Here is a 14,314-nt window from a genome sequence, read left to right on the forward strand (position 1 = left end):
ACCCCTTCGGCTGAAATATGAAGTGAAAAGGTCCCTAAATCGCCCAATTCAACACTTGTATTATCTTTCAACAACTGAGGAATTAATTGTGTAAAGGCCTCCAAAACTCCAACTACATCCGATCCACTGAAGGTAGACATGTCCGAAATTCGCTCTGCAATACCTCTTAAATCTTCCTTGCTTCGGTTAGCTACTCTAGGGTAATATTTCTCCTTTTTACCATCCTTACTTAATGGTGTTTTAATCTTTACAGGTTTATAATAGACTGCCATATACCGATGATTTGAATTGTTCCTAACTACAAGTTGATTATTTCCTCATGAGAATCATTAATTTACATCTACAAGTTAATTATTTTTAATGTACATCGAAAATGGTTTTCATATACATCATGGTTTGGTTTCATGTAGACTAAACATTTATATTATACTTAGAAAATAATCTTATTAACAGGAGAAGAATGTCAGATGTGCCATAAGAAATGATTCAACACTCAAAGCATAGAACTAATAAACAAAAATGCCGCTCCAAATCATTGGAACGGCATTTATATATTAAGAGTTAATCTCTTCTTACTTCATACTGGCAATACGCTCTTCTAAAACTTTAATTTTAGCTTCGGCATCAGCCATTTTCTTCTTCTCAATCTCGATGACTTTTGCAGGTGCGTTATTTACAAAACGCTCGTTGCTCATTTTCTTCTGAACTGACATTAAGAAACCTTTCGTATATTTCAACTCTTCGGCCATTTTCTTCAATTCTTCTTCAACGTCAACTAAATCGCCAAGAGGAATAAAATATTCAATAGCATTTACAATGAATGACATGGCTCCAGCCATATCATCATTTGCAGTTGTAATTTCCTTTAGGTTACACATTTTAGCCACTACACAGTCGAAAGAAGCATCGTAATTGTCTCCTTTTGCTTTGTAGTTCATCTCCAAAACTTCCTTGAAAGCAATATTCTTCTGCTTACGGATATTACGAACAGCTACAATCACCTCTTTTACCTGCTCAAATTTTGCTAACAAGTCAGCATCATATGAATCTGGCTTAGGCATAACTGAAACCATGATACTCTCCTCTTCAGAACGATCAGCTAATAATTGCCAGATTTCCTCAGTTAAGAAAGGCATGAATGGGTGCAACAACTGCATTAACTTCTCGAAAAGAGCGACTGTTGAATCGAAAGTCTTCTTATCGATTGGCTGCTGATAAGCTGGTTTCACCATTTCTAAATACCATGATGAAAATTCATCGCGGAATAAAGTATAAACAGTCATTAAAGCTTCGCTGATACGATATTGCTTGAACTGCTCGTCCAATTGCTCCATGGTGTTGTTTAAACGAGCATGGAAAACCTCAGTTGCAATACGAGCATATTCTGGTTGCTCAATATCGGCAACTTCCCAACCTTTTACCAAACGGAATGCATTCCAAATCTTAGTTGTAAAGTTACGTCCTTGTTCTGGCAAGTTTTCGTTGAAAAGCAAGTCTCCTCCAGCAGGAGAACACAACAGCATACCCACACGAACACCATCAGCACCATATTTAGCAATTAGATCTAATGGATCTGGCGAATTACCTAATGATTTAGACATCTTACGCCCCTGTTCATCGCGAACAATACCCGTTAAATAAACATTTTCAAATGGCTTAGCATCTTTATATTCATAACCTGCAATAACCATACGAGCGATCCAGAAGAATAAAATATCTGGTCCCGACACAAGATCATTAGTAGGATAATAGTAATTAATTTCTTCATTCTCCGGATTACGAATACCGTCGAAAACTGAAAGAGGCCATAACCAAGACGAGAACCATGTATCCAATACATCCTCATCCTGACGCAAGTCTTCAGCCTGATATGTTTTTCCTGTTTTAGCTGTTGCTTCAACAAGAGCTTCTTCAATTGTTTTGGCAACTACATAACCACCTTCTGGTAAGTAATAAACCGGAATACGCTGTCCCCACCATAACTGGCGAGAAATACACCAGTCCTTAACATTCTCCATCCAATGACGGTAGGTGTTCTTGAACTTAGCAGGGTGTAACTGAATATCATCATTCATGACATGCTCCAAAGCTGGCTCAGCCAATTCCTTCATGCTAAGGAACCACTGCATACTCAACTTAGGCTCGATAACTGCATCGGTACGCTCAGAGAATCCTACTTTATTCACATAGTCTTCAATCTTAACCAAGTTACCAGCTTTCTCCAAATCAGGAAGAATCAAGTCACGAACGTCAAAACGATCTTTCCCAACGTAAAGCTGTGCTGCTTCACTCATGGTACCATTATCGTTAAAAATATCAATAGATTCCAAGTTATGACGATCACCAATTTCGTAGTCATGAATATCGTGAGCCGGTGTAATCTTTAATGCACCTGTACCGAATTCAACATCTACATATTCATCCTCTATAATAGGAATAGAACGATTAACCAAAGGAACGATACAACGCTTACCTCTTAAATGAGCAAAACGTTCGTCGTTTGGATTAATACAAACTGCTGTATCACCTAGAATCGTTTCAGGACGAGTGGTTGCAATCGTAATATATTCATCGCTACATTCAACCTGATATCTTAAATAGTAAAGTTTCGATTGTAATTCTTTGTGGATTACCTCTTCATCAGAAACAGCTGTTTGTGCTGATGGATCCCAGTTTACCATACGAACTCCACGATAGATTTTATCTTTCTTATACAGATCAATAAAAGTATCGATTACTGATTCGTAAAGACCTTCGTCCATAGTAAAAGCCGTACGATCCCAATCACAAGATGCACCCAGTTTTTTCAACTGTTCCAAAATGATACCACCATGCTTCTCTTTCCACTCCCAGGCATGAGCCATAAACTCATCGCGAGTGATATCTGCTTTTGAAATACCTTCCTGCTTAAGTTTATTCACAACTTTTGCTTCTGTCGCAATAGATGCGTGATCGGTTCCAGGTACCCAACAAGCATTTTTCCCCTGTAGTCTAGCTCTACGGACCAACACATCTTGAATGGTATTGTTCAGCATATGCCCCATATGTAACACACCGGTGACGTTTGGTGGCGGTATCACGATTGTATACGGCTCTCTCTCGTCTGGTACAGAGTGGAAGAATCCTTTATCCATCCAATACTTATACCACTTGTCCTCCGATTCTGCAGGATTGTACTTTGTTGGGATTTCCATTATTTATTAATTTTTGAGTCCTTAATTCCTAAACAGCTAAATTCAAAATAATAAGTTTTAGAAAACTTAAATCTAATTAACTGTCTTTCAATCTAAGCAACTCTTATTTAGATAAAAATTGTTTGCAAAAAATTTGGCACGAAATTAAGAAATTCTGAGTTAAAAACCCGACTTAAGTTCGAGATTTTAAATAATGGCAGTACAAAATAGACTTGAGGCATTTTCACAATCAAATAAATAAAGAATTATTAAGATTATAATTGAAAAAAGGGAAATGGAATAAGGCCTACATATATAACACATAACTTTTCACAATCGATAACTAAATTCAAGATAGAGATAAGTAAATCCATAATAATATCCTTAATTTAAATTTCGATTCACCTCAAATATCTCGATTTTAATATTCCTTTCATAAAACGCTCTAAACAACAGCATTTACAATAATTACATCTATTTTATGAACGCAAACGTTTTCGGGTTTAAGATAAAAGCATCTGTAACTACACAAATGATAAAGTATTTTCATATATTTAAGTATTACTGTTGAAGAGCAGGTAAATAAGGCATTTATTTTATACCAATCTGAATATATTTGTCTTCGAATAGAGAAATATTTCTCCAATAAGAAACATCAAATTATTAGTTCTTATATACTTTGTCGTTTTAGCTAAATTTATTTGAAATTCTGCTTTAAGTTTTAAAAGCAAAACAGAATGAACCAGTTTAACGACAATATAAAAAATTACGCATATGAAAATAACTGTTGTAGGCGCGGGTAATGTTGGCGCTACTTGTGCAAATTGCATCGCTCAAAAAGAATTAGCAAACGAAGTCATTTTATTGGATATTAAAGAAGGCGTTGCCGAAGGTAAAGCTCTTGATATGTGGCAAACTGCTCCAATCAACTATTATGATACTCGTGTAAAAGGTGTGACTAATGATTATACTGCTACTGCAGGTTCAGAAGTTGTCGTTATTACATCAGGTCTTCCACGTAAACCAGGTATGAGTCGTGATGACTTAATTTCGATCAATGCTGGTATCGTAAAATCTGTAACTGAGAACGTAGTAAAGCATTCTCCTGATGCTATTATTATTATTGTATCAAATCCACTTGACGTGATGACTTATGCAGCTTTCTTAACTGCTAAAAAAGCATCGAATAAAGTATTTGGTATGGCTGGTGTTCTTGATACTGCTCGTTACCGTGCTTTCCTTGCTGAGGAATTGAATGTTTCTCCTAAGGATATCCAAGCTTTATTAATGGGTGGTCATGGTGATACTATGGTTCCACTTCCACGTTATACAACTGTTGCTGGTATTCCTGTAACTGAGTTAATCGATGCTGATAAATTGGAAGCAATTATCGATAGAACTAAAAAAGGCGGCGGTGAGTTAGTAAACCTTATGGGTACTTCTGCTTGGTATGCTCCGGGTGCTGCTGCAGCTCAAATGGTAGAGGCTATTGTTCGTGACCAAAAGAGAATCTTCCCAGTTTGTGCTCTTCTTAACGGAGAATACGGCATGAAAGATATTTACTTAGGTGTACCCGTAGTACTAGGTAAAAATGGTATCGAAAAAATTATTGAAGTAAAATTGAACAAAGACGAAAAAGCGCTTCTTGAAGGTTCTGCTACTGCAGTAAAATCTGTAATGAAAGTTTTAGATGAAATGAATATTATCTAAAAGTTATTTTACTACAAAATATGAAAAGGCTTGACATTCGTGTCAGGCCTTTATTTTTTTTCACATCTCATTCATTAGTCTACAAAACCCATATTCAGACAATTAAACGCATACAAGTTATATTTAACAAGTATTAACCCTACCACCTAATTTATTAAACATTCGATATATCTATATTAGCAGCTCATTTCCCAAAACATATGATGCGCTATATAATTATCCTTCTTTTTTCTCTAATCTCAATCATCAGCACTGCTCAAAAAAACAGCATTGTTAAAGGTTGTGTATTTGATTCGAACACTCTGAACACTGTGCCTGGAGCCAGCATTGTTATCACTAATCAAAAAGATTCACTCGACAAACGAGGAACCATTACCGATGACAAGGGTGATTTCCTTATGAAAATCAAACCAGGAGAATATCAGCTTTCTATTTCATTTATAGGTTACAAGACCATACAGAAAACTATCAGTCTCGATAAAAAAACAATAAACGTTGGACAGTTCAATTTAATTGAAAACAAAAAAATGTTGGGAGAAATTAATATAATTGAAACACTTCCACCAACAAAACAAAAAGGAGATACCACCCTATTCAATCCAAATGCCTTTAAAGTAAACCCAGATGCTACAGCAGAAGAATTAATTGCAAAAATGCCTGGATTTTATAGTCTTGATGGTAAATTAACAGCGCAAGGCCAAACAGTTAAAGAAGTTTTAGTTGATGGGAAAAGGTTTTTTGGGAAAGATGTCTATCAGGCCTTGGAGACACTGCCTAGTGATATTATTAAGACGATTGAAGTTTATGAATACCAAAGTGATAAAGCAAAATTTTCAGGTTTTGAGGATAAGGTGAAAAGCAAAACGATAAACATTATTACCAAGCAAAAAAGTAAGAACATGCGATTCGGTAGCATCGCGGCTGGTATAGGTAAAGATGAAAAGTATGCTCTAAAAGCCAAAGTCAACCAGTTTTCTGAAAATACTAGATTTACACTTGTTGGAAACTCAAAAAATGTAAACGCACCTCTTCACCTAAGTCGCAAAAGAGCATTTAGAAGATCGATTAGCGGTAATGAATTACAACAAAACAACCTAGGTTTGAACTTTAATAACAAGGGTGAAAAAGAAAGCGAGGTATCAGCAAATTATCGTTACTCCGAAAACGATGAAAAAAATGAAAGCATCAGTTTAAGTACCTATACGTCTTATCCACGTGAAGGCCAGATGTTATCTAAGAAAAATGTTTCAGATAACGATCGGGCAAACCACAATATAAGCATTGATTGGGATATCAAAAGCAACCAAAAAAATCAAATCATGCTGAGTTCAAATCTATCAACATCTGATTCGAAATCGGAAAACACCTCATTTTCTGAAACTCGCAAATCAGATGAGTTTATCAATTCGAATAACAATAAAACAGCATCACAGAAACAGTCAAATGGCTTTAATCAGGATTTCATGTTCTCCAGAAATTTGAATAAAGAAGGACGTACAATATCAGTGCAAGCCTCGTATAATAGGGATAATAACACAACCAATGCTGATCAGAAATCTCTGATCAAAGGACAAACTGATCAAGGCAATCAAAACATCGATCAAATATCAAATCAAAAAACAAATTCCGACAATTTTAGATCTGGCCTGTCCTTCAATGAAAAATTAGGTGATCATAGTCGTTTATCATTGGGCTACAACTATTCAATTAATAGAGAAAAATCAAAAAAATCGAGTTACAATTTCGACACAGATTCTAAGACTTATTCAAAGCTTGATACTCTAACATCAAACCAATTTAAAAATTCAACGACAAATAACACCTCTCGAATCTCGTACAACTTTCGCAATGATAAACTAAGTTTCATGTTAGGAAGTGATTTTGAATACAGCAATCTTAAAAACGATGAATCATTTCCGAATACACAAGATCTGGAGAAAAGTTACTTCACCGTTTTACCCTCTGCAAGTTTCTCTTACAATCTGAATGAAAATTCGATGCTTAATATTTATTACAGAATGGGTACATCGAACCCCAGCGGACAACAACTACAGGAAATCGTAAATGTCTCAAACCCACTTTTTATTTCGATGGGTAATACAGATTTAAAGCAGACTCAAAACCATAACATAATGCTATTTTACACATCATCGAATATGGAAACGGGACGTTTCACATCCTTGAATATGAGTATCAACAAAACAAACAATTCCATAAGCCGGAGAACTATAGTCGCTGAAAATGACACCCTTATCAATGGGAGCTATAAACTCCCTAAAGGAGGCCAGTTCTCACAGGCCACAAACCTTAATGGACAATACAATATTAGCGGTAGAATCACATATGGCATCCCTGTCACGAAACTAAAATCAAAACTGAACATCAATGCATCGGTAAATTACATGCACAACCCGACTTTGGTAAATGATAAAAAATCATTTTCAAATTCTTTGAACTTGAATCAGGGCTTGAAGCTTAACTCAAATATTAGTGAAAAGCTTGACTTTACAATTTCCAGTAGAACTCATTATTCTGTTTCAATGAATACCAACCTTAAAACATCCAGTTCAAAATATTTCTCTCAAACCAATAGCTTAAGTCTATATTGGAATTTCATTAAGAGCTTTATTCTTAAGACCAACATCAACTTTGAAAATAAAAACAACATCAGCACCAATGATATTGAAAACAATTGCTTGCTTGATATCGGTATTTCAAGCAAAGTATTCAAAAATAAAAGAGGTGAAATTTCATTTGTCGCATACGATATCTTAAATCAAACAAGCGAAAGAACACACCGAGTAAGAGATTTGTATACGACGGACAGCTATTCAAAGAAATTGAATAAATTCTACATGCTTAGCTTTACTTACAAAATTAGAAATGGAAATAAAGGCTAAGAAGGAATATACATGATATGAATATATGCCATAATTATGATAGAATGAACTGAGAATTCTGTCCAGATACTCTCTAAATTTATTCATATAAATTTCAAAGAAGCAATTATACATTTAATAAAAAGCAAAATAACCCTATTCTTCCCTCTCATTCCTTATCTTTGGTTTTCAAAATTCATAAAATCAAGGAAAGATCCCCTATGAATCATCAAGCTACCCGTATTCCCATTGAAATCATTGAGCTTGAAACTCAGAGTTTTCATCTTATCGTAAAATGCACTCTAAACGGGGAGCAAACCGGTGATATGGTAATAGATACGGGTGCATCAAAAACTGTTTTCGATAGAAATTTCGTACTCAACTACCAACACAAAGACCAGGACAAAGACGATTTACAATCCTGTGGTTTAGGTGGGGAGGATATCGATTCTGATTTAGTTGAAATTACGAGTTTAAGTTTTGGTGATTTCACATCGGAGACTTTAAATGTTGTACTCATCGACTTGAATCATATCAATAACATGTACGAGAAACATTGCCAACGACAAATTTGTGGATTATTGGGCAGCGATTTCTTACTTAATCATCAAGCTGTAATTGATTATCAAAAAAAGCAACTCGTTTTAAGCAAAAACCCATAAAAAGGAGCTAAAACAATGAGGCTGAGGCTGAAAATATAGTTCAAAATAATTCAAAAAAAAATAATATATTTGTGCGTTAATTTGAACTGAAGAATAAAAAATATCACATAATAAGAATTTATTAAACCTAAACACATGCGAAATAAAGGAGCGATTAGACTTCTCGCTATTGTATTTGCCCTAGTGAGTATCTATCAATTGATGTTTACCTACCAAGTAAAAACCGTTGAGAAAGATGCTCGACTGTTTGGCGCAGGCGATATCAAGAAAGAGCAAACTTATCTGGATTCAATTCGAGGAGAAAAAGTATATAGTTTCTTAGGACTAAGAGATTATACTTACAAAGAGTGTAAAGAGCTTGAGATGAACTTAGGGCTTGACCTTAAGGGTGGGATGAACGTTACAATGGAGGTTTCTGTTGTTGACATCATCAAGGCAATGGCTAACAATAGCAAAGACGAAACTTTCGTTGCAGCTATAGCAAAAGCTAAGCAGATGCAAGCTGACTCTCAGAGTGACTTCGTAACGCTTTTCGGAAAAGCATTTAGCGAAATCAACCCTAGCGCTCAGTTATCTTCTCCAGATATTTTCGGAACTCTTGAGTTAAAAGATAAGATCGCTTTTGGTGCTTCGAACGACGAAGTTCTTAAAGTACTTAAAAAAGAAACTGAAGCTGCGATTGACAATACGTTCAATATTCTTCGTTCTCGTATCGACCGTTTCGGTGTGGCACAGCCTAACATTCAGAAAGCTGATGTATCAGGTCGTATTATCATCGAACTTCCAGGCATTAAGGATGCAGCTCGTGTTCGTAAACTGCTACAAGGAACTGCAAGTCTTGAATTTTGGGAAACTTATACTTATAGCGAAATTGGTGGTGCTTTAAATGCAGTTAACACGAAGTTAGCTGAAATTAATGCTCTTAGCGAAGTAATTGAAGCGACTCCTGAAGTTAAGAAAGAAGTAAAGGCGGACGAAGAGGTTGCTCTTTTAGATAAAATTGAAGGTGAGTCACAAGATTCATTAAGCAATGCTAAAGATCTAGCTAAGAAATACCCTTTATTCTCAGTTCTTAATCCTAACCAAGGTAGAGGTGGTTCTTCTTTAGCTGTTGTGGGTTACTCACACATTAAAGATACTGCTCGCGTTAATCGTATTTTCGAAATGCCAGTCGTTAAATCGGTTATCCCTCGTGATTTGAAATTATTCTGGGGTGTTAAGGCTATCGACGATGGTGGAAATGTATTTGAACTTTATGCAATTAAAGTAACTAGTCGCGATGGCAAGGCTCCACTTGATGGTGACGTTGTAACTTCGGCTCGTGAAGAAATCGATCAGCAAACGGCAAGCGCTGAGGTATCGATGAGCATGAACGGTGAAGGTGCAAAAGTTTGGGCACGTTTGACTAAGGATAACCTAAAGAGATCAATTGCTATTGTTCTTGACGGCTATGTTTACTCAGCTCCAACTGTACAATCAGAAATTAAAGGTGGTTCTTCTTCTATTAGTGGTAATTTCACTATTGCTGAAGCGAAAGACCTTGCAAATATTCTTAAGTCAGGTAAGCTTCCTGCTCCTGCACATATTATTGCTGACGAAGTTGTTGGACCATCATTGGGACAAGAGTCAGTTCAAAGAGGGATGTGGTCATTCATTATCGCCTTCTCTTTGATCTTACTTTATATGTTCTTCTTCTATAGCAAAGGTGCTGGTCTTACAGCTAACGTTGCTTTGATTACCAACTTATTCTTCATCTTCGGGGTATTAGCCTCACTGGGTGCTGTGTTAACTCTGCCTGGTATTGCGGGTATTGTCTTAACAATTGGTATGTCGGTCGATGCGAACGTACTTATTTTTGAGCGTATTCAGGAAGAAATAAAATCTGGTAAAGGTTTAGGTTTAGCGATCTCTGATGGTTACAAAAATGCTTACTCAGCGATTATCGATGGTAACTTAACGACTCTTTTAACGGGTATTATTCTTTACATTTTTGGTGAAGGTCCAATTAAAGGTTTCGCTACGACTCTTGTAATCGGTATTATCTCTTCATTATTTGCAGCGATTTTCATTACTCGTTTATTCTTCGAAGGACGTCTTGAGCGTAAGAAAAATATTACTTTCACTACAAAACTTACTGATAACTGGTTGCGTAATACTGCAATTACATTTATCCAGAAAAGAAAAGTATTCTATATCATTTCTGCTTTAGCTATCATAGCTTCAATTACATCTTTATCCACTCGTGGATTAAATCAAGGTATCGACTTTACCGGAGGTAGAACTTACGTTGTAGCTTTCGATCAGCCAGTCGTTGTTGGAGAAATTGCTAAATCTCTTGATGTTGTTTATGGACATGCTCCTGAGGTGAAAACATTTGGTGGTGATAGCCAGGTTAAGATTTCGACTAAGTACAAGATTGACGAAGACGGTGTTGAAATTGATGATGAAGTAGAAGCTTTGCTATTCGAAGGTTTGAAAAAATATCTTCCAGCTGGAACGACTATGGAATCATTCCTTGAGAATAACCGAAAGATGTCACAAAAAGTAGGTCCTACTATTGCCGATGATATTCGTCAGTCAGCAGTTTGGTCTATTTTATTTGCATTGATCGTGATCTTCCTATACATCATGATTCGTTTCTCTAACTGGCAGTATGGTTTAGGTGCTGTTGCAGCACTTGCTCACGATACAATTATTGTATTGGGTATCTTCTCTGCAACCTACAGCATCATGCCATTCTCATTAGAGATTGACCAAGCCTTTATTGCAGCGATTCTAACGGTAGTAGGTTATTCGATTAATGATACCGTGGTTGTATTTGACCGTATTCGTGAGTACCTGGGATTACATCCTAAGCGCGATCCGGAAGAGGTTATCAACAGTGCATTAAATAGTACATTGCGTCGTACATTTAGTACTTCTCTTTCTACTTTAGTTGTATTGTTAGCGATCTTCTTCTTCGGTGGAACATCAATACAAGGCTTTACATTTGCACTAATTGTCGGTGTTGTAGTAGGTACATACTCTTCACTATTTATTGCAACGCCTATTGCTTATGATACGAAACTAAGTATTCAAAAAGTAATTGCTAAAAAGAAATAAGACTTATCATTCTTGATATATTTTATGCCCCGAGGATTTCCTCGGGGCATTTTTTATTCAAATGATTTCAGAATAGATTAATATTGCGAGTCACCCATTCTTAATTAGTTAATGGCTATACAAGAATCAATCACTTTTGGTATCTTTGAACAAATCTTAAATTGAAACATCATGTTATTATTTATAAGTGGACCTGAAATCATTATTGTTCTTCTCGTAGTAGTCATGCTTTTTGGTGCAAAAAAGATTCCTGAACTGGCAAAAGGGCTAGGAAAAGGAATGCAGGAATTCAAGAAAGCAACCGACGATATTAAGAGAGAAATCAAAGATGAGTCTGATATCGTAAACAACCTCAAGGATTTTAAAGACGATTTAAGCAAAAAGCTTTGAGCCTTTAGTTTATTCTACAATAAGGCTTATTCCTCATAACTGATAAAGACAAGGCAGAGATATTTTATTCTTCTGCCTATTTTTATATATACTTAGCAATCTTTCATTTCATATGGATTATCTATATCTCATTATAGGCTTTGTCATACTTTTATCGAGTGGTGATTTACTGGTAAAAGGAGGTGTCGCACTATCTTCCCATTTCAAAATATCAACACTAGTAGTCGGAGTAACCGTTATCTCTTTCGGAACATCAGCTCCAGAATTATTTGTGAGTTTAGGAGCAGCACTATCTGGTAGTCCTGATATTGCCATAGGTAATATTGTGGGATCGAATGTATCCAATATTGCCTTAGTGCTTGGATTCACAGCGATTCTACTACCACTGCCCGTAAAAAGCAACTCTCTCAAATACGACTGGCCTGTTATGATGGGAGCCTCACTCCTATTCTTTGCCTTTGCTCAAAATAATCTGATCGAAACCTGGGAAGGCATTTGCTTTCTAATCTTGCTAATTGGCTTTATGGTTTTCACAGTTATGAAATCGCGAGGTAATAAAGATGAAGTATTCAAAAAACCTAACCATTCCATTCTAAAAGCAGTTGGTTTAATTGTTTTAGCCTCAATTGGCCTTTATTTTGGAGCCGATCTTTTGGTAGGTGCTGCAAAGAATATTGCCGTAGGATATGGCGTCAGTGAACGTGTTATTGGCCTAACTCTTGTTGCTTTTGGAACTTCAGTCCCTGAGCTGGCGACCTCCGCAATTGCAGCTTTGAAAAAGGAAATGGACATCTCTGTTGGTAATATAATCGGATCAAACATTTTCAACATATTCGGCGTTTTAGGTGTTACATCTATTGTTAAAAATATTTTTGTTAGCAATGATGCTCTTAATTTTGATCTGATTTGGATGCTCGCTATTTCTTTTCTCTTATTTTTGTTAATGTTACCATTAAAAAAAGCAAAGCTTCACCGTTGGAAAGGCTTTGTTCTTATTTTAGTTTATTCTGCTTACGTCTTTTTTATCTTCAACAAATAAAAAAACAGAGCTTCAAATAGCCCACTTCTATGATTACAGCAAAACAATTAAAGAAAAGTTTTGGACAGGTTCATGTCCTAAAAGGTTTAGACTTTAATGTTGAAAAAGGAGAAATTGTTATTGTAGTTGGAGCTAGTGGAGCTGGTAAAACAACCTTACTTCAAATTCTAGGAACTTTAGATCGACCCGATTCAGGACAACTTTTTTTTGATGGTGTCGATATTTCGAGCTTGAATGAAAAAGATCTTTCGGCATTCCGAAATAAGAATATCGGATTTGTTTTTCAATTCCATCACCTCTTACCAGAATTTACTGCACTAGAAAATGTTTGCATTCCTGCTTTTATTGCAAAAAAATCAAGAGCTGAGGCGACAGCAAAAGCTAAAGAACTTTTAAGTATGCTAGGTTTGGATCATCGCTTGGATCATAAACCATCCGAATTATCGGGAGGCGAAAAGCAAAGAGTGGCTATTGCAAGAGCTTTAGTCAACGATCCTATGGTTGTATTTGCCGATGAACCATCAGGTAACTTAGATTCAGTTACACGTCAGGAATTACACGATATAATTGTAGACTTGAGAAACAAACTTAACCAAACCTTTGTTATCGTAACTCACGACTTGGAGATGGAACATATGGCCGATCGCAAAATTGTGATGACCGATGGCATGATTGAGGCTAACTAAACTTCCGCAAAGTGAAACTTTCCAGTTCTGAACTCAAGTCTTTTCTCGATGAGAAATACGATCTCTACAATAGAGAGACTTTCATTGATACCGACCCGATTCAAATTCCCAAAGCTTTTTCCAAGAAAGAGGATATTGAAATAGCAGCTTTTCTTGCTGCAACTATTGCTTGGGGACAACGTCCCACCATCATCAGAAATGCCAAGAAACTTATGCAATGGATGGATGAAGCACCTCATGATTTTATCATGAATGCTGAGCCATCCGATCTTGATATTTTCGCAGGTTTCAAACATCGAACGTTCAATGGTGAAGATGCCATTTTCTTTATACAAGCCCTTCAGAATATCTATAAGAATCATGGTGGATTGGAAACTGTTTTTTCCAAACCTACAAGAGAAGGTGGCGATGCGAAAGATGCTTTAGCACATTTCAGAGAGGTCTTTTTCTCGATTAATCATCCTTTACGCACAGAAAAGCATGTTTCCAATGTCTCGAAAAAGTCGTCAGCCAAACGTCTGAATATGTTTCTACGCTGGATGGTTCGAAATGATAAACGAAGTGTAGATTTTGGCATATGGCAGAAGATGTCTCCTGCTAGTCTTTATTTACCACTCGATGTTCATACAGGGCGTGTGGGTCGTAAACTGGGATTATTAAACCGTAAACAAGA

The 14,314-nt window shown here is 36.2% G+C and carries 10 protein-coding genes; 8 read left to right on the forward strand and 2 right to left on the reverse strand.

Translation table 11 applies throughout. The features are described from left to right. Together ABY905_RS07345 and ABY905_RS07350 are read right to left on the reverse strand one after the other, a co-directional pair. Positions 1-272 (reverse strand): HU family DNA-binding protein (locus tag ABY905_RS07345; protein WP_372642084.1); only part of this gene is annotated, 272 nt, incomplete at its 3' end. Positions 273-572: 300 nt separating this feature from the next. Further along, positions 573-3,194, reverse strand: a complete 2,622-nt coding sequence (locus ABY905_RS07350) for a valine--tRNA ligase (protein ID WP_372642086.1) — start codon at positions 3,192-3,194, stop codon at positions 573-575. 753 nt (positions 3,195-3,947) lie between these two features. Between ABY905_RS07350 and mdh the strand changes: the two genes are divergently transcribed. The 8 genes from mdh to ABY905_RS07390 form a co-directional block, all read left to right on the forward strand. Further along, positions 3,948-4,883, forward strand: a complete 936-nt coding sequence (gene mdh / locus ABY905_RS07355) for a malate dehydrogenase (RefSeq protein WP_372642088.1) — start codon at positions 3,948-3,950, stop codon at positions 4,881-4,883. A gap of 203 nt (positions 4,884-5,086) precedes the next feature. Continuing rightward, positions 5,087-7,783, forward strand: a complete 2,697-nt coding sequence (locus ABY905_RS07360) for an outer membrane beta-barrel protein (RefSeq protein WP_372642090.1) — start codon at positions 5,087-5,089, stop codon at positions 7,781-7,783. Between the two features lie 200 nt (positions 7,784-7,983). Further along, on the forward strand, positions 7,984-8,424 hold the full coding sequence (locus ABY905_RS07365) for a retropepsin-like aspartic protease (RefSeq protein WP_372642092.1): 441 nt from the start codon (positions 7,984-7,986) through the stop codon (positions 8,422-8,424). A gap of 135 nt (positions 8,425-8,559) precedes the next feature. Beyond that, a complete protein-coding gene (gene secDF, locus ABY905_RS07370; protein ID WP_372642094.1) occupies positions 8,560-11,526 on the forward strand; it encodes a protein translocase subunit SecDF in 2,967 nt (988 codons plus the stop codon). 171 nt (positions 11,527-11,697) lie between these two features. After that, entirely contained in the window at positions 11,698-11,916 is a 219-nt protein-coding gene (gene tatA / locus ABY905_RS07375) for a twin-arginine translocase TatA/TatE family subunit (RefSeq protein WP_372642096.1), read from the forward strand. A gap of 112 nt (positions 11,917-12,028) precedes the next feature. Beyond that, a complete protein-coding gene (locus tag ABY905_RS07380) occupies positions 12,029-12,955 on the forward strand; it encodes a calcium/sodium antiporter (RefSeq protein ID WP_372642098.1) in 927 nt (308 codons plus the stop codon). Between the two features lie 29 nt (positions 12,956-12,984). Continuing rightward, positions 12,985-13,641 (forward strand): ABC transporter ATP-binding protein, encoded by a 657-nt coding sequence (locus ABY905_RS07385; RefSeq protein ID WP_372642100.1) that lies wholly within the window; start codon positions 12,985-12,987, stop codon positions 13,639-13,641. 11 nt (positions 13,642-13,652) lie between these two features. Next, on the forward strand, positions 13,653-14,314 hold a 662-nt coding region (locus ABY905_RS07390; protein WP_372642102.1), incomplete at its 3' end, for a TIGR02757 family protein.

The sequence above is a fragment of the Ancylomarina sp. genome (assembly GCF_041555295.1).
In the GTDB taxonomy this organism is placed as follows: domain Bacteria; phylum Bacteroidota; class Bacteroidia; order Bacteroidales; family Marinifilaceae; genus Ancylomarina.

Coding starts and splice junctions, on each gene's coding strand:
- secDF (WP_372642094.1), top strand. CDS start 8,560: ATGCGAAATAAAGGAGCGATTAGACTTCTCGCTATTGTATTTGCCCTA.
- ABY905_RS07360 (WP_372642090.1), top strand. CDS start 5,087: ATGCGCTATATAATTATCCTTCTTTTTTCTCTAATCTCAATCATCAGC.
- mdh (WP_372642088.1), top strand. CDS start 3,948: ATGAAAATAACTGTTGTAGGCGCGGGTAATGTTGGCGCTACTTGTGCA.
- ABY905_RS07380 (WP_372642098.1), top strand. CDS start 12,029: ATGGATTATCTATATCTCATTATAGGCTTTGTCATACTTTTATCGAGT.
- tatA (WP_372642096.1), top strand. CDS start 11,698: ATGTTATTATTTATAAGTGGACCTGAAATCATTATTGTTCTTCTCGTA.
- ABY905_RS07350 (WP_372642086.1), bottom strand. CDS start 3,194: ATGGAAATCCCAACAAAGTACAATCCTGCAGAATCGGAGGACAAGTGG.
- ABY905_RS07365 (WP_372642092.1), top strand. CDS start 7,984: ATGAATCATCAAGCTACCCGTATTCCCATTGAAATCATTGAGCTTGAA.
- ABY905_RS07385 (WP_372642100.1), top strand. CDS start 12,985: ATGATTACAGCAAAACAATTAAAGAAAAGTTTTGGACAGGTTCATGTC.